The 18,439-nt window shown below is 56.1% G+C and carries 17 protein-coding genes and 1 pseudogene; 10 read left to right on the forward strand and 8 right to left on the reverse strand.

All coding sequences use genetic code 11. The features are described from left to right. Window positions 1–119 precede the first annotated feature (119 nt). On the forward strand, window positions 120–236 hold the full coding sequence (locus AC3Y64_RS14565; RefSeq protein WP_489984202.1) for a hypothetical protein: 117 nt from the start codon (window positions 120–122) through the stop codon (window positions 234–236). 221 nt (window positions 237–457) lie between these two features. Beyond that, window positions 458–955 carry a DCL family protein gene (locus tag AC3Y64_RS14570; protein ID WP_489984203.1) on the forward strand — a complete coding sequence of 166 codons (498 nt, stop codon included), beginning with the start codon at window positions 458–460 and terminating at the stop codon, window positions 953–955. Window positions 956–1,260: 305 nt separating this feature from the next. Here AC3Y64_RS14570 and AC3Y64_RS14575 read toward each other — a convergent pair whose 3' ends face one another. Continuing rightward, window positions 1,261–2,460 (reverse strand): hypothetical protein, encoded by a 1,200-nt coding sequence (locus tag AC3Y64_RS14575; RefSeq protein WP_489984204.1) that lies wholly within the window; start codon window positions 2,458–2,460, stop codon window positions 1,261–1,263. Between the two features lie 485 nt (window positions 2,461–2,945). After that, entirely contained in the window at window positions 2,946–3,461 is a 516-nt protein-coding gene (locus tag AC3Y64_RS14580; protein ID WP_489984205.1) for a cupin domain-containing protein, read from the reverse strand. Window positions 3,462–3,795: 334 nt separating this feature from the next. Between AC3Y64_RS14580 and AC3Y64_RS14585 the strand changes: the two genes are divergently transcribed. The 3 genes from AC3Y64_RS14585 (at window position 3,796) to AC3Y64_RS14595 (ending at window position 7,619) form a co-directional block, all read left to right on the forward strand. Continuing rightward, the gene (locus tag AC3Y64_RS14585) at window positions 3,796–4,893 is read left to right on the forward strand and encodes a carboxynorspermidine decarboxylase (protein WP_489984206.1); all 1,098 of its coding nucleotides are present in this window, start codon (window positions 3,796–3,798) and stop codon (window positions 4,891–4,893) included. 28 nt (window positions 4,894–4,921) lie between these two features. Next, on the forward strand, window positions 4,922–6,166 hold the full coding sequence (locus tag AC3Y64_RS14590) for a saccharopine dehydrogenase family protein (protein WP_489984207.1): 1,245 nt from the start codon (window positions 4,922–4,924) through the stop codon (window positions 6,164–6,166). Between the two features lie 331 nt (window positions 6,167–6,497). Continuing rightward, window positions 6,498–7,619 carry an SMP-30/gluconolactonase/LRE family protein gene (locus AC3Y64_RS14595; RefSeq protein WP_489984208.1) on the forward strand — a complete coding sequence of 374 codons (1,122 nt, stop codon included), beginning with the start codon at window positions 6,498–6,500 and terminating at the stop codon, window positions 7,617–7,619. A 114-nt stretch (window positions 7,620–7,733) separates the two neighbouring features. Here the strand turns inward: AC3Y64_RS14595 and AC3Y64_RS14600 are convergent, their stop codons facing one another. Together AC3Y64_RS14600 and AC3Y64_RS14605 are read right to left on the reverse strand one after the other, a co-directional pair. Further along, window positions 7,734–8,243 (reverse strand): nucleoside deaminase, encoded by a 510-nt coding sequence (locus tag AC3Y64_RS14600; protein ID WP_095125993.1) that lies wholly within the window; start codon window positions 8,241–8,243, stop codon window positions 7,734–7,736. Between the two features lie 31 nt (window positions 8,244–8,274). Next, window positions 8,275–9,606: a nucleobase:cation symporter-2 family protein gene (locus AC3Y64_RS14605; RefSeq protein ID WP_489984209.1), complete on the reverse strand. Its 1,332-nt coding sequence runs from the start codon at window positions 9,604–9,606 to the stop codon at window positions 8,275–8,277. A 214-nt stretch (window positions 9,607–9,820) separates the two neighbouring features. Here AC3Y64_RS14605 and AC3Y64_RS14610 point away from each other — a divergent pair, with 214 nt between their 5' ends. After that, window positions 9,821–10,735 (forward strand): LysR family transcriptional regulator, encoded by a 915-nt coding sequence (locus tag AC3Y64_RS14610; RefSeq protein ID WP_489984210.1) that lies wholly within the window; start codon window positions 9,821–9,823, stop codon window positions 10,733–10,735. Between the two features lie 108 nt (window positions 10,736–10,843). On the opposite strand, the gene AC3Y64_RS14615 is transcribed toward AC3Y64_RS14610, so the two are convergent. Then, window positions 10,844–12,010, reverse strand: coding sequence for an MFS transporter (locus AC3Y64_RS14615; protein WP_489984211.1), 1,167 nt, complete (start codon window positions 12,008–12,010; stop codon window positions 10,844–10,846). 94 nt (window positions 12,011–12,104) lie between these two features. Here AC3Y64_RS14615 and AC3Y64_RS14620 point away from each other — a divergent pair, with 94 nt between their 5' ends. Together AC3Y64_RS14620 and AC3Y64_RS14625 are read left to right on the forward strand one after the other, a co-directional pair. Beyond that, the gene (locus AC3Y64_RS14620; protein ID WP_489984212.1) at window positions 12,105–12,998 is read left to right on the forward strand and encodes a LysR family transcriptional regulator; all 894 of its coding nucleotides are present in this window, start codon (window positions 12,105–12,107) and stop codon (window positions 12,996–12,998) included. Window positions 12,999–13,198: 200 nt separating this feature from the next. Continuing rightward, window positions 13,199–13,870 carry a lipopolysaccharide kinase InaA family protein gene (locus tag AC3Y64_RS14625; RefSeq protein ID WP_489984213.1) on the forward strand — a complete coding sequence of 224 codons (672 nt, stop codon included), beginning with the start codon at window positions 13,199–13,201 and terminating at the stop codon, window positions 13,868–13,870. A gap of 114 nt (window positions 13,871–13,984) precedes the next feature. Here the strand turns inward: AC3Y64_RS14625 and AC3Y64_RS14630 are convergent, their stop codons facing one another. Beyond that, on the reverse strand, window positions 13,985–14,233 hold the full coding sequence (locus tag AC3Y64_RS14630) for a CsbD family protein (protein WP_201203668.1): 249 nt from the start codon (window positions 14,231–14,233) through the stop codon (window positions 13,985–13,987). A 190-nt stretch (window positions 14,234–14,423) separates the two neighbouring features. On the opposite strand from AC3Y64_RS14630, the gene AC3Y64_RS14635 reads away from it, so the two are divergent. After that, complete coding sequence (locus AC3Y64_RS14635) at window positions 14,424–15,236, forward strand: DUF1206 domain-containing protein (RefSeq protein WP_489984214.1); 813 nt, start codon at window positions 14,424–14,426, stop codon at window positions 15,234–15,236. Between the two features lie 137 nt (window positions 15,237–15,373). Here the strand turns inward: AC3Y64_RS14635 and AC3Y64_RS14640 are convergent, their stop codons facing one another. Next, window positions 15,374–16,615 (reverse strand): IclR family transcriptional regulator, encoded by a 1,242-nt coding sequence (locus AC3Y64_RS14640; protein ID WP_489987968.1) that lies wholly within the window; start codon window positions 16,613–16,615, stop codon window positions 15,374–15,376. A 111-nt stretch (window positions 16,616–16,726) separates the two neighbouring features. Continuing rightward, window positions 16,727–16,918 (reverse strand): annotated as a pseudogene (locus AC3Y64_RS14645) (helix-turn-helix domain-containing protein); the annotation flags it as partial. A gap of 171 nt (window positions 16,919–17,089) precedes the next feature. Here AC3Y64_RS14645 and AC3Y64_RS14650 point away from each other — a divergent pair. After that, on the forward strand, window positions 17,090–18,439 hold the full coding sequence (locus AC3Y64_RS14650; RefSeq protein ID WP_489984215.1) for an MFS transporter: 1,350 nt from the start codon (window positions 17,090–17,092) through the stop codon (window positions 18,437–18,439).

Below are 18,439 nucleotides of genomic sequence, written 5' to 3' on the forward strand. Positions count from 1 at the left end.
GATGCACATCCGGGTAATGCTCGGCCCCCTGATCGTGCGATAAAAACGCTTAAGAGCTGGGGCATCCGGGCCAACCTTTTTTTCAGGATGGCATCGAGAAAGGCAAGGTTCTGGGCGTATTGAAGTCGCACATCTTATTCGACGACCAATCCGGGTATCTCAAATCGACCAGCGCAGTTGCTCCGTGTCCGTGCACATCCTTTGGGCATCACCACAATGTGGCTGCGGAGGTTTAAGTTGCGTCTGAAGTTGGACAGGTTGATGGGGGAGTGTGAGACGGTTACTTGAAGGTCACTGGCTCTGATACGACTGTCACCCAGCGTCTTGTAATTTCGACTCGAATTTACCGATGAGGTAGGAAGACTTCTGAATGTTCTGGTTGGGGCCGTTTGAGTACAAATCAAAAAAAAAGATGTTGGATTGACTCAAACACTATCTGCAAAACGCACCAATAGGCGTGATCACTAGCAAGCTCGCAGTAAAAAAATTGCACTTGCTAATAGCACTGCATCCGGAGGCGAGCAGAAAAATTGGTGTCGGGATCGACCACTTCAAGATCGTGAGAAATGCCGTGGGAGCGGGTAGGGGGGTCAAACTCGTTCGAACCGATGGCAGTGAAGATGGTTTCTCCTACAAACGCTGCATCACCAGCGTCGTCCAATCGCCACATTGCAAGGTATGCGAGGCATTGAGGTTTGAAGTGCGCTCTCAATTGATCGCATTTCGTGACGCGCTGGGCATGCCGGTGAAGTGCGCGGTGAGCGAGGCGATAATCACAAATCGCAAGGATTTGCATATCGACCACAACGAGCCGTTCTGGATTCTGCTGGAGCGATTTTGTCAGGATCGCCAGGTCGATCTGACTCTTGAAACGTTCGGAAATGGAGAGAGTTTGGCGTTGGTCGATCAAAAAGTATCTTCAGAATTTGAGGAGTACCATCGACTGCATGCTTAGCTTCAGCCACTTCTGAAGGCTGCCAATGTCGCGAAGGGAGGGCGGAGTGGGGCCGATATGGGAGCAGTGTAGCGGATATAGAACAAGTTTAGATTTACACTCAAGAGCGACAAGCTCCCAAACTATCTGTCAGCCCAAGGTCTGTGAAGAAGGATCCGGGAACATTGACCAAGCCACTGAACGTTCCGTTTTCACCCAGACAGCAGTCGGCCCGGATATCAGATATTACATGAGCTGCGAGAAGCAACACGTTAAGGAAGGATCGTTTTCGGTGATGTGACAGGATTCTGTTTTGTTTTCAACGCTTACAACCCGACACGAAGGGCTTTCTTACGACGACGCTGAGATAAGTACATGGGCTCGTTGGTCTTCCAGGTAAAGCTCGATGATCTTCGAATCGTTCTGAACGACATGTGTCTGAACTTACTTTCGGCGCTCGCGATCGCCGCATCTGCACAAACGCAAGCCGCATCCGCCAGTCGTTTACCACATTCGACTTGGTGTTGATGGAGCGCATCCGGCACGTAGCTCTGGCTACCATCATTGGTAGGGAACGCAGGCGCCGATGGCAGCGGCTCGTCGGAGTCAATTGCGTACCATTGGAGGTAACGCTCCAAGTGAGCCGAGAACTCTTGGGAAAGCTCCATCATCGTCGTGGGAACCAAACCATTGTCGAAAGCCCAGCTACCATCCGGGTTCTTTTGAAACTGACTCAGAGACTGGACGTGGGAGATTTTTATGCCGGAGAAACGGGCAATCGCCATGTAGAACAGGATCTGCTCCGGCCGTAATACCAGAACAGCACCGTTCGCGATCTGTTGAAATGCCCAATCCAGCTCGTGGGGCTCAAGGGTGATCAAAGGCCGGCTCTCAGCCAAGGTATTGAGAAGGTCATTTGGAGTGTTCTGCGCGGGGTTGGCTCTTGGCCGGATGCTCGGTGAGCCCCCAGGTACTGCGCTTATTGCGTCATTCTCCGCAATATAGAAACTAAAGAAATCCTTTACGACCTTTGCGCAGCGACGCAAATCCCGGCGGCTCGGTGGCTTCGCAGCGCCCGTACGATCAATATGTCGGTAAAAGAGATTCCAGTGTTCATTGATAGGGCGATTTCGGAAAGCCTGTCCCGTTGACCACATATATTTTTGGTGTGACGCAGTTGCACACCAAGCAATAGGCGGACGACACAGAAATTCGAGAAATTGCAGGAAATTTGGCGTTTCCCAGTCCAGTAGTGATATGCCGGTTTTGAAGCTCCAGTTCAGCATCTGCTCGAGGTATCGGCAGGTTTCGGTATAGAGAGCTTTAGCCCAACCAGGGGCCCACCGATGGGACGAGTATTCGAGAAAATGTGAGCAGTACAGGATGCTCAGGTGCGCTTGGCATGCCGGATCGATTTCGTCGAGTCTGCGCCGAACGGCTAGGTTTTCGGGCACATCAGTCGAACCAACCGGCTTCCAATCGTCATACGGTGCAAAGATGGGAAATGGAGTGAACGATGCGGGCATGAGCGCTCCCACGAGCTACAATCTCGTTGAGGGTTTTGGATTGTTTCGAGTTGGCTTGAAGGCGGCAATCGATATTACTGAGGTATTTATAGCGTAAATTAAGTTCGGTGGTGGTCGACCTGATCAGTTACTTGTGTTGGATACTAAGTTAGTGATGGTGATTGGGTTGGTTAGCTGTAATTGATTTCGAGGATTGGGATGAGGATTCAATCGGGCTTCGCAGGTTCATGAAGTGGGAAATGAGGAAATGGTTGAGGATGGGTCATGAGGGTGTTGATTTCGCGAGGTTTCGCGGGTTTGTGGAATCCAGTGCGTAGGTTAGTGGTCACAGACAATTCATGAATGCATCTGACACAACCATGATTTAACATAATATACATTACACGTAACAAGATGTTTCGGGATTAGCCCGGTTGCACAGTGGATTTCAACCTACAGAATCGCCCTGAAACCGATCCACTGCGTTTTCTTGAATTCGACGCCTCTCAACCCGCATCACGCGTCAGCTTTTCAATCAGCATTCGATGCTGTGGAAATTGTCTGGTGAGTTTCCGGCGATCACCCATTTCCATATCTGCAAAATCAAACCCAGGCGAAACTGCTTCACTGATCAATCCAAATCCGTTCTCGCCATCGAGCAACCGTGAAGCTTTCCAGATTCCGCCCGGGACGTGTAATTGCAAAAGCTGTCCGGCCAGAATGTCGCGACCCATTACCAATGTCTGCAACGAACCGTCCGCATGGATCAGGCTGTACTCGATGGCGTCGCCCAAATGAAAATAATGCAGGATGTCCGATCGATTGAAATGAAACTGGCCCACTGGTGATTGTTGATCCAGCAGATAGTAAATCGACGTCATCAGGTATCGAGGGCCGTCGGCAGTTTCGAGCTGATCTCGGTGAGCTGCCTGATAGGTTCTACGAAACAAACCGCCTTCGACGTGAGGCTCCAGATCCAATGCCTTGATCACGTCCCGCGCTTTTAACAAAGACTCAATCATGGTCTCTTCTCCGTCGAATATGCAGCAATTTGCTGTTAACTCGACTAAACATCCATTTAGTCGAGTTATAAGCAAACCTTTAAACGTTTGCTGCTATGGGCACTCATTGTGGCGTGCAAACCGCTTGAGCCTACGCAGCTCTAAATGGTGAGTAACGAACAAGTCGAACACTATCTCGTAAGTTATCGCCAATTTCCAAAGCTCTGTCCCCTGCCCTCACTATGAAATGTTGGGGCATCCGTTAAGTGAGCTTCACGCTCTGCTCTTTCGATATGTAGTCAGTCCGGGCACAATGCGCATCCTTTTTTTGGCTGGCCTTGCCGGAGGCCTCGAAATGATCAAGACACCGTACTACCTCATCGACAAACAGAAACTGCTGACCAACATGCAGAAGATTGCCTATGTGCGCGAACAATCCGGGGCCAAGGCCCTGCTGGCGCTCAAGTGCTTCGCGACCTGGTCGGTGTTCGACCTGATGCAGGAATACATGGACGGCACCACGTCGTCTTCACTGTACGAACTCAAGCTCGGTCGCCAGAAGTTCGAAGGCGAAACCCATGCCTACAGCGTGGCTTGGGCTGACGATGAGATCGAGGAGATGCTCGACAATTGCGACAAGATCATCTTCAACTCCATCAGCCAGCTGAAGCGTTTTGCCGAGCGTTCTGAAGGTAAAGTCCGCGGCCTGCGCGTCAACCCTCAAGTCAGCAGTTCCGATTATCTGCTTGCCGACCCTGCGCGTCCGTTCAGCCGTCTTGGCGAATGGGACCCGGTGAAAATCGAGGGTGTCATCAGCCAGATCTCCGGCTTCATGTTCCACAATAACTGTGAGAACGGCGATTTTGGCCTGTTCGACAAAATGCTCTGCACCATCGAAGAACGCTTCGGTGAGTTGCTGCACAAGGTCAGCTGGGTCAGCCTGGGCGGCGGCATTCACTTCACCGGTGAGGGCTATGCGCTGGATGCGTTCTGCGCACGTCTCAAAGCGTTCGCGCAAAAGTACGACGTGCAGGTCTATCTGGAGCCTGGCGAAGCGGCGATCACCAACAGCGCCTCGCTGGAAGTTACCGTGCTCGACACCCTCTACAACGGCAAGCACCTTGCGGTCGTGGACAGCTCTATCGAAGCCCACCTGCTTGACCTGTTGATCTATCGCCTCAACGCCAAGCTGGCGCCGAGCGAGGGTGAACATACCTACATGGTGTGCGGCAAATCGTGCCTGGCCGGAGACATCTTCGGTGAGTACCAGTTTGACCGTCCACTGGCCATCGGCGATCGACTGTCATTCATCGATACCGCGGGCTACACCATGGTCAAGAAGAACTGGTTCAACGGCCTGAAAATGCCATCCATCGTTGTGAAACAACTCGACGGTACTGTCGAAGTGGTTCGCCAATTCGGTTACGAAGACTACCTGTCCAGCCTTTCTTGAAACGGACAGATAAAGGAGAGTAAAAAAAGTGAAAAAGAACGTTCTTATCATTGGTGCAGGAGGTGTCGCTAAGGTGGTGGCCCACAAGTGCGCGCAGCATAACGATGAACTCGGTCGTATCGCTATCGCGTCGCGCAACATCTCCAAATGCCAGGCCATCATCGACAGCGTCAAGGCCAAGGGTAGCCTCAAACAACCCGCCGACATCCAAGCCTTCTCGCTCAATGCTCTGGATGTCGAGGCGACCAAGGCATTGATCCGCGAAACCGGATCCCAGATCGTCATCAACGTCGGCTCCGCGTTCCTCAACATGTCGGTGTTGCGAGCCTGCATCGATACCGACGTCGCTTATCTCGACACGGCCATTCACGAAGAACCGGGCAAAGTCTGCGAAACCCCGCCTTGGTATGGCAACTATGAGTGGAAGCACCTCGCAGAGTGCCAAGAGAAAAACATCACCGCCATCCTCGGCGTGGGCTTCGACCCGGGCGTGGTCAACGCCTATGCAGCACTGGCGCAACAACAGTATTTCGACCGCATTGATTCGATCGACATTCTCGATGTCAATGCCGGTTCCCATGGCAAATATTTCGCCACCAATTTCGATCCGGAAATCAATTTCCGTGAATTCACCGGGCAGGTGTGGAGCTGGCAGGACAGCCAGTGGACAAGCAACACCATGTTCGAAGTCAAACGCACTGACGACCTGCCGGTCGTAGGGTCGCAGAACCTGTACCTGACCGGTCACGATGAAGTGCACTCGCTGTCGAAGAATCTGGACGTGCCTAACGTGCGTTTCTGGATGAGTTTCGGCGAGCACTACATCAATGTGTTCACGGTCCTCAGGAACCTCGGCCTGCTGTCCGAACAACCGGTCAAGACTGCTGAAGGCCTGGAAGTCGTGCCGCTGAAAGTAGTCAAGGCCGTGCTCCCTGATCCGAGCTCGCTGGCGCCCGGCTACACCGGCAAGACCTGCATCGGTGATCTGGTCAAGGGCACCAAGGATGGCCAGCCGCGCGAAGTGTTCATCTACAACGTGGCCGACCACGAGGAAGCCTTTGCCGAAACCGACAGCCAGGGCATTTCCTATACCGCTGGCGTACCGCCAGTTGCCGCTGCCCTGCTGGTAGCCCGCGGCGAGTGGGATGTGCAGCGTATGGCCAACGTCGAGGAACTGCCGGCTGAGCCGTTCCTCAAGGCGCTGGACGTGATGGGTCTGCCAACCCGCATCAAGGATGAAAACGGAGATCGTCCCTGGAACAGCGTAGCCTGAGGCTCGCAATAACCAGCGACGCGTCAACGCCCGCGACAAAAAACGCCGCTCATTGAGCGGCGTTTTTGTATGCGCTGACAATCAGGACACGGCTTCTGGACATTGTTGCGCCGGACTCACATAGACACCGGCCGCTCGCTTCCAGACTGATCCGCAGTATCTTGATATTCCACTGATTCACTCTCGGATCGTCAATGACGCGAGGGAACAACCGATCACCCACAACAAAAGCACAACCAGATGAGTATCACGCTTCGAATGACTTGTACGATGTCCTACCACGAGGTATTACTACGGCTCCCAAAAATAAAAAAACCACGGAGATCGCTACATGGACTCATCCCATTCCGCCACGCCTGAAAGTCTCGACCGAGCGCAAGGCAATACCCGCCGCAGCTTCCTGAAAAAATCCCTCGCCATTTCCGCCACACTCGCCACCGTCGGTAGCACCGCCCTCACCCGGATAGCCGAGGCCGCCGAGCCCTTGAGTCAGCGCTACCCTGACCCACTGATTCACATCCTCGACGACAGCTTCCTCGAGCTGCGGATTTTCAATGCCAGCGTTGAGAAACTCGCCACCGGTATGCGCTGGGCCGAAGGGCCGGTGTGGGTCGGTGATGGCCGCTATTTGTTGATCAGCGACATTCCCAATAATCGCATCATGCGCTGGGACGAAATCACCGACACCTTCAGCGTGTACCGCGAACACTCCAACTTTTCCAACGGCATGTGCCGGGATCGCCAAGGTCGCCTGATCGTCTGCGAAGGCTCCACCACCACCAGCGAAGGCCGGCGCATCACGCGCACCGAAGCCAATGGCACGATCACCGTGCTGGCCGACAGCTTCGACGGCAAACCCTTCAACTCGCCCAACGACGTCGTCTGCAAAAGTGACGGATCGATCTGGTTCACCGACCCACCCTTCCAGACCGGCAACAACTACGAAGGCCATAAGATCACCCCGAGCCAACCCCACGCCGTGTACCGCATCGACGGCGAGAGCAAGAAAGTCACGCGGGTCATCGACGACCTCAACGGCCCTAACGGCCTGTGCTTTTCTCCCGATGAAAAAATTCTGTACGTCGTCGAAGGTCGCGCCAAGCCCAATCGCCTGATCTGGGCGATTGCCGTGAAAGACGACGGCACACTGGGCGAGCGCCGCAAGCACATTGAAGGGCTGGAATATGCCGCGATCGACGGCATCAAATGCGACGAAGCGGGCAACCTGTGGTGCGGCTGGGGCGGCAATGGCGATCCCAAGGCCGACCTGGAAAAACTCGACGGCGTGCGCGTTTTCAATCCGCAGGGCAAAGCCATCGGGCACATTTCGCTGCCAGAGCGCTGCCCGAATTTGTGCTTTGGCGGGCGCGAAGGGAATCGGTTGTTCATGGCCAGCAGTCACTCGATCTATTCGCTGTTTGTGAATACTCGCGGGACTACGTTTGCGTTGTAAAAGCGCGGCTCCTCTCGCGTTGGATTAGTGAGCATCGGAACAGTAGTCTGCCGCGCATCCGAGGATGCGCGGCATTCAAGCCCGAACGGATGATGGCAGGTGCCCAACAGCCGTTTACGACCAGAAACCCTTGTGCGGCTCAGCCGCCTCCCCCTCCAGCATCGGCCCCAACACACTGACCTTGCGCTGCCCTTTGGCGAACACCTCGCGGCAAGGTAGCGAAAACGTCGGGTTCTCCGGGTGGTCACCCGTCAATCCCAGCAACGCATGCTCCGACAAGGCATAAACCACCCGCCCTATTCCGGTCCAATACACCGCACCGGCGCACATGCAGCAAGGTTCGGCGCTGGTGTACAAAGTGCACAGTTCCAGCTCTTGCGGCGACAGCAGTTTTGCTGCTGCCGCTGCCGCCACCAACTCGGCGTGCTGTGTCGGATCGCCTTCCGGCGGCATCGAGTTGTTCCCCGCTTCGACAATCACCTTGCCGTTGCGGTCGGCCACCAATGCCGCGAACGGATGGCGCCCGCGTTGCTTCGATGCCTCGGATAAGGCGATGGTCTGGCGCAGCAACGCCAGATCCAGATCGCTGACGCCAGCCGGGATGAGCTGAGTGAATTGATTCATGGGTAACTCCTGGGCAGTGGAAGATAAAAAGTCAGTCTGCTAATTCAGCGCCGATGGTTTCGGTCGATTTTTTTTCGTTGTTGAGCAGGACGTTGAGCAGGATGGCAGTGATCGCACCGAGGAAGATCCCGCTGTCGAGCACCAGTTTCAGTGTCGGGCCGACGTGTTCGAACAGCGCCGGAAAGGACATCGGCAGCACGCCAACACTCACCGACACGGCGACGATGATGCCGTTACGCGTCCCTTCGAATTGCACCCGCGACAGTTCCTGAATCCCCGCCACCGTGGTCATGCCGAACATCACGATCGCGCAGCCACCCAGCACCGGCGTCGGCACCGCCGCGATCAACGCGCCGAGTTTCGGGAACAAGCCCATCAGCACCATGATTGCCCCGGCAGCGGCCACGACGAAGCGGCTTTTCACATTGGAAAGCGCAATCAAACCGGTGTTCTGAGTGAAGGCGTTGTAGGGAAAACTGTTGAACAAGCCACCGAGCATGGTCGACAACCCATCCGCGCGGAACGCATTACCAAGTGTTTGTTGAGTGGTCGGTTTGCCGGTCAACTTGCCGATGGCCAGGCAATTGCCGGTGGTCTCGGCCATGATCACCAGCATCGCCAGGGTCATGATCAGGATCGGCACCGGCGCGAATTCCGGGGCGCCGAAGGCCATCGGCGCACTCAGTTCAAACCACGCGGCGTCGCTGACCTGGCTGAAGTGCGTCATGCCGCAGAGCGCTGCGATCAGGCTGCCGACGAACAGACCAATCAGCACGCTGAGGTTGCCGATGAACCCCTTGAACTTGGCGTAGATCACCAGCGTCACGCTGACCGTGGCCAGACCCAGCAACAAGTTCGCGGGATTGCCGAAATCCGCCGCGTCTGGATTGCCCCCGCCCAGCCAGATCGCCGCCGCCGGCATCAGCGAAATGCCGATAATGGTGATAAGACTGCCAATCACCACCGGCGGAAAAAACCGCAGCAAGCGGCTGAACACCGGCGCCAGGGCGATCGTAATAAAGCCTGCGGCAATCACCGCACCGAAAATCTGACTGAGGCCGAACTCTTTACCGATCATGATCATCGGCGCCAGAGCAATGAACGAGCAGCCCTGAATCAACGGCAGGCGGGCGCCGAATTTCCAGAAGCCAAGGGTTTGAATCAGTGTCGCCACGCCAGAAGTCAGCAGGTTGGCGTTAATCAGCAAGACGATCTGCGCCGAAGTCAGCCCCATCGCGCTACCGAGAATCAGCGGCACAGCCACCGCTCCCGCGTACATCACCAGCACATGCTGCAAGCCGAACGTAAACAACTGTCGCAGTGGCAAAACCTCGTCCACCGGATGAATGCGTTGTGGGGTCATTTCACACGCTCCTGAAAGTGCGGCATCTGTTGAGATCGCGGGCATGCTCAGGGGCGTTTGCAAGGATAGGTCCGCCCCGGAGATCGTTTGTCGCGGGGCCATCTTTGAACGTTTATTGCGATGAAACAAATTAGCAACCATCGCTTTTTTCGATGGCACAATCAGGCGATTGTTAACCGCTGCAAACCCCTCACCTCGACCGGGAGTTCACCGCTTGCGCTTCTCACTCGATCAACTGTTGATGTTCGTCCAGGTAGTCAAAAGCGGATCGTTTTCTGCCGCCGGGCGCAAACTGGGCAAGACCCAATCGACCATCAGCGCGGCAATTGCCAATCTCGAAACCGACCTCGGCGTCGACCTGTTCGACCGCAGCAACCGCAGCCCTGCCCTCACCGCCAGTGGCCAAAAATTACTGGTGCAGGCCGAAGCCGTACTCGAGCGCTGCATGACTTTCGAAGCACACGCCGATTGCCTTTCGGAACACGTCGAACCGAGCCTGACACTGGCGATTGAAACGCCGTACGGCCCGATCATGCCGGTGCTCAAAGCCTTCGAAGCCGCGTTCCCCTTTGTCGACCTGATCATCCGCCATCCGGTGTACGGCGACGTTAGCGAGCTGGTCAGCAGCGGCGAAGCCGTCCTCGGCGTCGCGTTCTCGCAGCCCGGCTACCCCAAGGAACTGGCGTTCCAGCAACTGGGCAAACTGATCATGCTGCACGTATGCCACCCCGAGCATCCGTTGGCGCAACTCGACAACGTCACCTTTGACGACCTGCACGTCCACCGCCGCCTGGCCTTCAGCGCCCACGCGAGCAAACTGCCGAGCAGCGAATACCTGCGCTCGACCCAGTTGTGGCAAGCGGAAAGCTATCTGGCGTTATTGGAAATGGTCCGCGCCGGACTCGGCTGGGCCACCCTGCCCCGCCAGCTTATTCAGCGTGAGCTGGCCAAGGGTGAACTGGTGGAAATGCAGCTCTCGGCCTATCCGCATACGGACTGGCAGATTGGTGTGGATTTGCTGTGGGCGCGGCAGCGGCCGCTGGGTAAGGCGGAGCGATGGCTGAAGGAGAAATTGCAGGGCAACAAGGTATATGAACTGGATCGCAATGGGCAGATCACCACGCTGTGAGGTGGATCGCTGTTCACGCCGGGAAGCAAAGAGGCCCGCAGTGCGGGCCTCGATTAAACGCTGTTGTAGCTACGCGAATTTGGCTTGTTCAAAGTGACCGCGTGCTTGTCACACCGCGGTTGCTGCAATCGTTCTGGAGCGCCAGGCAAACCCCAACACCATCAGCAGTCCCATGCCCGCCATTGCCGCGCCAGCCAGCGAAATCGCCGGATAACCGAGACCCGCGTTGATCACCGCGCCGCCCAGCGCTGCGCCAATCGCGTTACCGAAGTTGAAGGCGCCGATGTTTACCGCCGAGGCAAGATTAGGCGCGTCCTTGGCCGCTTCCATCACGCGCATCTGCAGCGGTGGCACCAAGGCAAAGCTGGCGATACCCCAGATCAGAATGGCCACGGCGGCTGGCAGCGGCCAACGCATCAATACAGTGAACGCCAGCAAGACCAGAATCAGCACGCTCAGCGAGGCAATGAGGGTCCGATCTATCGAGCGGTCAGCCGCTTTGCCGCCCCACATGTTGCCCAGCGTCAGACCAACACCGTAGAGCACCAGCATCGCGGTGATGTAAGCGGTGGACGCATGGGTCTCGTTGCTGAGGATCGGCGCGATGTAAGTGAACACGGTAAACATCGCACTCGAGCCGACGACGGTCAGGGCCAGCGCGCCCAGCACCGGGCCGCGCGCCAATACCCGAATTTCCGCCATGACCCCGACGCTTTGCGGCGCCCGCACATTGGGCAGCGCGAACCACAGCGCGGCCATCGTCAGCACACCCAGGCCGGTAATGCCCCAGAAAGCCGTGCGCCAACCGTACAACTCGCCAAACCAGGCGGCCAACGGCACACCGCCGATGGTCGCCAGGGTCAGGCCCATGAACATCGCAGCCACCGCCCCGGCACGTTTTTCTGGCGCGACCAGGCTGGCGGCGACAATCGAGCCAACGCCAAAAAATGCACCATGGTTCAGTGAGGTCACCACCCTGGCGACCATGAGGCTGTAGTAATCGGTGGCCAAGGCTGACATCAGATTACCCAGAGTAAAAATCGCCATCAGGCCGATCAGCAGATAGCGCCGTGGAATCCTGCCGGTGGTCAGGGTCATCAGTGGCGCGCCGAGCAATACGCCCAGCGCATAAGCACTGACCAACAAACCGGCGGCGGGAATGGAAACCCCCAGGTCTGCAGCGATACCCGGCAACATGCCCATGGGGGCGAACTCTGTTACGCCGATGCCGAAGGCACCGATGGCGAGTGCAACAAGTGGTGGATTGATACGCATGGAAAGCTCCTCATCTATGCCGCCAATGCTACGATCCAATGCTTTCAGGCGGTAGATAGCATTTTTGGCAATCACCTTTGCGTAGGAGGCACAAGTGGATTTCAACGGCAGGTCAGGTGAAATGAGCGTGTTCACCACCGTGGCGCAGGAAGGCAGCCTGTCGGCCGCCGCGCGGGCGCTGGGCCTGACGCCCTCGGCAGTCAGTCGGATCATCGCGCGTACCGAGCAGCGTCTTGGCACCCGCCTGCTATTGCGCACCACCCGAGCGATTACCTTCACCGCCGAGGGCGAAGCGTTCCTGCGCGGCGCCCGACGCATCCTGGCCGACATGGACGAGGTCGAAGAAGCCATCGCCGATCAGGGCGTACCGAAGGGACGATTGCGGGTCAGTGCTGCCCTTGGCCATGGTCGGCTCGCCATCGTTCCCTTGGTCGCAGCCTTCAGCGCCCGTTACCCGAACATCGTCGTCGACCTCACCCTCGGCGACGAAGTGGTCGACATCCTCAGCGGGCAGGCCGACGTCGCGGTGCGCTTTGGCCATCTGCCCGACAGCCCGCTGACCGCACGCAGGCTCGGCGACACCGGCCAGGTCGTGGTGGCATCGCCGGAATATCTTCAGCGCCACGGCACACCGCAGAAACCGGAAGACCTGCTGCAACACAACTGCCTGCGCTTCAACTTTCGGCGTGCCGAGTCCAACTGGCCGTTCATCCGCGATGGCGAAGGGTTTTCTCTGAAGGTCACTGGCAACATCGAATGCAGCAGTGGTGAAGCGCTGGCGCAACTCGCGCGGGTCGGTGCCGGCATTGCACGCATCGGCGATTTCAGCGTGCGCGAGGATCTGCAGCGCGGCGACTTGATTGCGCTGTTGGAGGCCTTCAATCCCGGCGACGAGGAACCGATTCATGCAGTGTTCGTTGGCGGAGCGGCAATGCCGGCGCGGGTGCGATTGTTCGTGGACTTCTTGCTGGAACATCACCGGATGTAAGAGACATCAGTCACTGGATGCAACAACTGCCTCCCACGCGGCTTGACTACTTCAACAAACCAAGCGTAAAAATCGCAACTTGGCGGCAAAAAGTTGCGATTTACGCGGAACTAATAACTTCAGCCCATGGACAGAGCTGCTATCGCGGCGCTAAAGCAAACGTCGCACACACATAATTTCTACAATAAATGGAGCGCGTAATGGGCCGTGCAGGCAATGAGTTCGAGTTTTGGTGGGATACGTCCGGGGAGTGGGTCGAACCGCCGAATGTGCGCCGCAGCGGCACCAGTGGTGTCCAGCTGATTGTGAAAGACGACAGGACGTTCTTCGTTAAGCGTCAAACCGGCCATCTGTTTCGCAGCCTCCGTTATCCCACTGGCCGCCCCACCGCTCTGCGTGAAGGCGCTGCACTGTCCAGACTCCAGAAGCTGGGCGTGAATGCTCCGAGACCGGTGTTTTATGGCGCGAGAAAGGTCGAAGGCGTGTGGCAAGGTGTCTTGGTGACCGAAGATCTCGGCGGCTTCATTGATCTGGATACCTGGTATGGCCAAGGTGCCGCGAGCCTGTTGACGACAGAGCAGCATCAGCAACTTTTACAGCGTCTGGCGCAAATGCTCGCACGGATGCACTCGGGCAAATGGCAGCACGGTTGCATGCGATCCAAACACATCTTCATCAAGGCATCGATGACTGGCGAGGACTTCGAATTCGAACTGGCGCTGTTGGATCTGGAGAAGTCTCGCGGTCGTGTGACGGCAATGGGTGCGGCGCGCCACGACATCCCGCAACTCAGACGGCATTCTTTCTGGGATCAATCGCAGTGGCAGAGTTTTCTTTCTTACTATGAGCAAGCCATTGGGCGCGCCATGTAAGCCATTGCGTGTAAAGCGGTCAGCCTCCTCACAATCTCCGATATTTGAATCCAGGGCATTGTGAGGGGGCGATAACAAAAAGGGCTTCCAGTCGGGAACGCCCTACTTCCTGGCTCAGCGGCGCAGCAGACGATTGACCAACAGCAACAGACCCGCGCCAATCGCGAGTGCGGCGACAGGTTTCTCTTTGACGAACGTCGAGACGCTGTCGAGTGTATCGCCGTAGGTTTTGGTCAGTTGACCAGCAGCCTGGCGCCCTGCCCCCTCAGCCTCCAGTGTCGAATCACCGATCAGTCTACCGACCGCGCTCTGCGCCTTGCCGGCCAGTTTTTCCGCTACACCTTCTACTTGTTCGCTCTTCATGATTCTTCAAACCTGCGTATGTGAGTGGGGAAATCCGACAACCCTGACCGCATGGCGGGCAGCCAAACATTAGGGGCGCGCGCCGGATGATTAGTTCAAAGAGGATGTGTCCCGACAGTTTTCCCTTCGTTCATAGAACCCCTCCCAACGAGAGGGGTCTGCTCTTGAATCACTCTCGGGAATCAATCCAATGTCCGCGCAACGCAGCCTTGTCATACTCGCCCGGGGAGGCTACGCCGCTCGAGGTGTGCTTTACCTGATCATCGGTATCTTCGCGTTGCTGGCAGCACATGACTCGACAAAACCCAAAGACAGCCACAGAAGCCTCGAAGCCTTGCTGGCTCAGCCATTTGGTTATTTTCTGGTTGGGATTGTCGTAGCTGGCCTGCTCGCTTTTGCTGCCTGGCGTTTCCTGCAAGCGACCCGCGATGTCGACCATCACGGCAAAAATCTGAAAGGTCTGGTGATTCGCGCCGGTCTGTTTGCGGGCGGTCTGGTCAACGGTGCGTTGGCATTCTTTGCCTTGGGCCTGTTGGTCAGCGGCATCAAAAGCTCAGGCAATTCCGGCGGCCAAACCAAGGACTGGCTGGCGCATCTTTTGTCTTGGGAATACTCGAATCTATTGGTGTACCTGATCGCGCTCATTCCGCTGGGCGTGGGAATTGCTCACATCATCAAAGGCTGGAAAGCGTCATTCGAGAAATACTTTGAAGCCGACGAAGACGTCATGCAGTACGTCCGCCCGGTGTCGCGGTTCGGCCTGATCGCCCGTGGTGTCGTGTTTATCGAAATTGCCTTGCTGCTGGCCGTCAGCGGCTCCGCGTATAAAGCCATGGACCCACCGGGCATGAAAGAAGCCCTCGACGCCCTGCAGAATCTGCCAGCCGGGTGGCTGATATTGATGGTGATGGCCGCAGGGCTGATCGCCTTCTCGGTTTACAGTTTCTCTGAAGCGTACTGGCGCAAGATCAATATGGATGTGCCGGGCGTGTCGGGACAGTAAAGCGCAGCATTAGTAGCAATTAAAAATCGACTAGCGGAGCCTCCGTCCTGGCCTGCCGCTAGCGAAGGTCAGTGCCGACTCTTCATGATGTTGGCGGAGAACTGAAATGGCAGAACTCCTCGCCGCATTCTGCTAACTCACTGCTCAAAATTCACTCCCAACGACAGCAGCCGCTCTATCTTTCTAGTAGCTTCGCGCATCAACCGAGTTAGCGTGGGTAGCTCACGCTCATCTTTGCGATATTGAGGGATAGTGGCGGAAATCGACCCTCGAATTTTACCGTCTACGAAAAAAGGTACCGCCAAACCAAATGCACCGAGCACTCGCTCGCCATCACCAGTGGCCCAGCCTCTTTCGTGAATCACCTTTAACTCTTCCTTAAGCACTTCACGTGAAGTAATAGTTGCCTCGGTAATTTTTTTAAGCTCAATGGAGTCAGCTAATTTTTCTTCACAGAAAGCTAACACGGCTTTACCAGCCGCACCGGCATAGAGTGGCACTTCCACGTTGACCTGCAACTTGTACTGAATCGGTCGCCATCCTTGAATCACCTCAAGAAACTCAGCTTTATCAGAGGCTTGGTCGTACGCAAGGAAAGCAATTGTCTCGCCGGTTTCCTGGACTAAATCCGACAAAATTGGCCGAGTGAGATCCGCGAGGTTGCGAAGATCGGCGTCGATTCTGGAAGCCCATTGATAAAGTTTTGAACCCGCAAATAGAGTGGGGCCAGATAAACCGATAATTCCCGCTTGAACTCCAGACTGTATCAATCGTTTGGCAGTAGCCTCATTGCATAAGAGTTGCTTAGGCAAATCCGCTGAGTATGTAAACCCGTCCGGAAAAGCGCAGGCCAACAGTAACAGTCTTTCGAGGCGAGTAACGGTAGACTTCGTCTCCTCGATCAATATGCAGGGCACTGGCCGAACACTGCCAGAAATTCGAGACGTTACAGCCGCATCTATTTCTTCAACAACTCGTCGCACATCTGCATCAATCTCCGAGTTTGTTATTGAGCCGTCGCTACCGACCGAATGCACGGAAACGGACACGATTAATCCATTCGCAAGGCGCTTCGTGACAATCGACAGCGCGCAGGGAAACTCTGCCTCCGATAGCAATCCGGGATGGTAATGCGCACTGCAGTCAGCCTCTCTTACATAACCCTGCATATTTGAATTTGAGGAGTCGGCTGCGATGAATGCAGCAAACTGCCGACCGATATCTCCCAATGTCAGCGGAAATACAACACCCCGTTCCGGACTGAACGTAAGTGTAGCTTTGGCCTCGCGGCAGGCAGCGACGAAATAACCGTTACTGAAGGGGCAGTAGATGGAGACGAGCGCAGTGCATTGGGAGGAATCGGCCAGCTGACTCAGCAATTCCCGGCTCCGCCCAAGTAGCACACTTGAGTCACTGAGCGCTTTGGTAAGGACGTCGATCCTTGGCCCTACGCTGTATTTACCCACTCCAAGGTCACTCGCCAGGCCGACTTCAACCAAAGAGACCAGAATTCGATTAACAGTACTCCGACTCTCTGAAAGCTCTGTCGCAAGCTCTCGAACCCCCCACGGCTCCCCTCCCGCTCTTCTGACAAGTGCGTCCATGACCTCTGTCAGCCTGGTATGGCTCGATGCAGGTTGCGCGGGCTTAGGAGCGGTAATAGAGCGTTCTGACTGAGCCATCTTTCGACAAATCGAGGTACGGGGTCCCCATTCTGGAGGCAATAGCCGCCTAACCGCAAATCTCACTTGGTTGTTGACAAGCGTGTCGCGGTTCTAGAATCTAGAAAAAACAAAAGCAGGACGATGTCCCATTTTTTGAATGGAGCCGATGTCCGACAACCCGAGGTACCCATGAACAACAATAATGTTATGGCCGAGCCTGTCGTTCAGACCGTTGAAGAAACGGAGCAGACTAGGAAAGCCAAAAAGGCCACGAGAGCCGCTGTATTCGGAACTTTTGTCGAGTACTACGACTTCAGTGTCTACGGGTATGTAGCGGCGACGCTCGCAATGGTTTTCTTTCCTTCAGATGATGCGACCACTGGCCTGCTAAACACTTTCCTGGTGTTTGGCTCTGCGTTTTTGGTGAGGCCGCTTGGCGCTGTTGCTTTCGGCTGGCTCGGCGACAAGGTCGGCAGACGCTTCAGCCTGATTGCCAGCATCACCTTGATGGGGGCTGCGGCCACGCTGATTGGCCTGTTGCCCGGCTATGCGCAGATCGGCGTGTGGGCGCCGATACTTCTGGTAGTGCTGCGCATGCTGCAGGGCTTCTCCGCTGGTGGCGAAATCGGTGGCGCTGCGAGCTACATCCGCGAGTGGGCTCCACCCAAACGCCGCGCCTTGTACATTTCCTTCCTGCCCTCGATCGCTCAGTTCGGCAAAGGTTTGGCAGCGGCAATTGCGGGTGTGGCTGCAGCGACTCTCACCGATCCGGAGATGCTGTCCTGGGGCTGGCGCATTCCTTTTCTGCTGGCGTTGCCGCTCGGGATCATTGGGCTTTACATGCGCCTGAGCATTGAGGACAGCCCGGAGTTTGCGTCCAAGAAACACGATGCTGAAGTCACGAAAGGCCAACCCTTCGCTGAGTTGATCCGCGACTACCGCAAGCCTTTGATCAAAGTGATCATGATTGCAATGGTTCAGAACATCGGTACCTACATCGGCACCGTATTCATCGCGGCATACTTCAGCTCGATCTTGGGGTACTCAAAAGGCGAAGCATCCACCATCGTCCTGATTGCCGTGATTCTCGCCGCTTTTTTGATTCCACTCGCCGGCCAGCTCGGCTCTTATCGCGGCGGTAAATCAATCCTGCGCTACTCCTACCTGGCCTACGCCGTCGTGTCGATACCGTCTTTCATGCTGATGCAGCAGGGCTCGGTCAATCTGGCAATGTTTGGCTTGGCTCTCGGCATGATTCCCTACGCACTCTGCCAAGCCGGTACCTATTCGGTGATGCCCGAATTCTTCCCAATGCATATTCGCCACACCGGTGTCGCCTTCGGCCATAGCGTTGGCGCGGTTATTGGCGGAGGTTCAGGACCGTTTCTGGCGACATGGTTGATCGGAACAACCGGCAACCAGTCCACACCCGCATTCATTTTGTGCGCATCAGGTCTCTTGGGACTGATCGTTATCGCGATCGTTCGTAAAAATGCGCCGGCGGCTGGCGATGACGCAAACACCCACCAATTCTCATAA

Source organism: Pseudomonas sp. 4CAES_32.4 (assembly GCF_058136335.1).

Bases quoted from the DNA above. Each gene is read 5' to 3' on its own strand.
- AC3Y64_RS14575 (WP_489984204.1), bottom strand. From the start codon at position 2,460: ATGCCCGCATCGTTCACTCCATTTCCCATCTTTGCACCGTATGACGAT.
- AC3Y64_RS14580 (WP_489984205.1), bottom strand. From the start codon at position 3,461: ATGATTGAGTCTTTGTTAAAAGCGCGGGACGTGATCAAGGCATTGGAT.
- AC3Y64_RS14585 (WP_489984206.1), top strand. From the start codon at position 3,796: ATGATCAAGACACCGTACTACCTCATCGACAAACAGAAACTGCTGACC.
- AC3Y64_RS14595 (WP_489984208.1), top strand. From the start codon at position 6,498: ATGGACTCATCCCATTCCGCCACGCCTGAAAGTCTCGACCGAGCGCAA.
- AC3Y64_RS14600 (WP_095125993.1), bottom strand. From the start codon at position 8,243: ATGAATCAATTCACTCAGCTCATCCCGGCTGGCGTCAGCGATCTGGAT.
- AC3Y64_RS14605 (WP_489984209.1), bottom strand. From the start codon at position 9,606: ATGACCCCACAACGCATTCATCCGGTGGACGAGGTTTTGCCACTGCGA.
- AC3Y64_RS14615 (WP_489984211.1), bottom strand. From the start codon at position 12,010: ATGCGTATCAATCCACCACTTGTTGCACTCGCCATCGGTGCCTTCGGC.
- AC3Y64_RS14625 (WP_489984213.1), top strand. From the start codon at position 13,199: ATGGGCCGTGCAGGCAATGAGTTCGAGTTTTGGTGGGATACGTCCGGG.
- AC3Y64_RS14630 (WP_201203668.1), bottom strand. From the start codon at position 14,233: ATGAAGAGCGAACAAGTAGAAGGTGTAGCGGAAAAACTGGCCGGCAAG.
- AC3Y64_RS14635 (WP_489984214.1), top strand. From the start codon at position 14,424: ATGTCCGCGCAACGCAGCCTTGTCATACTCGCCCGGGGAGGCTACGCC.
- AC3Y64_RS14650 (WP_489984215.1), top strand. From the start codon at position 17,090: ATGAACAACAATAATGTTATGGCCGAGCCTGTCGTTCAGACCGTTGAA.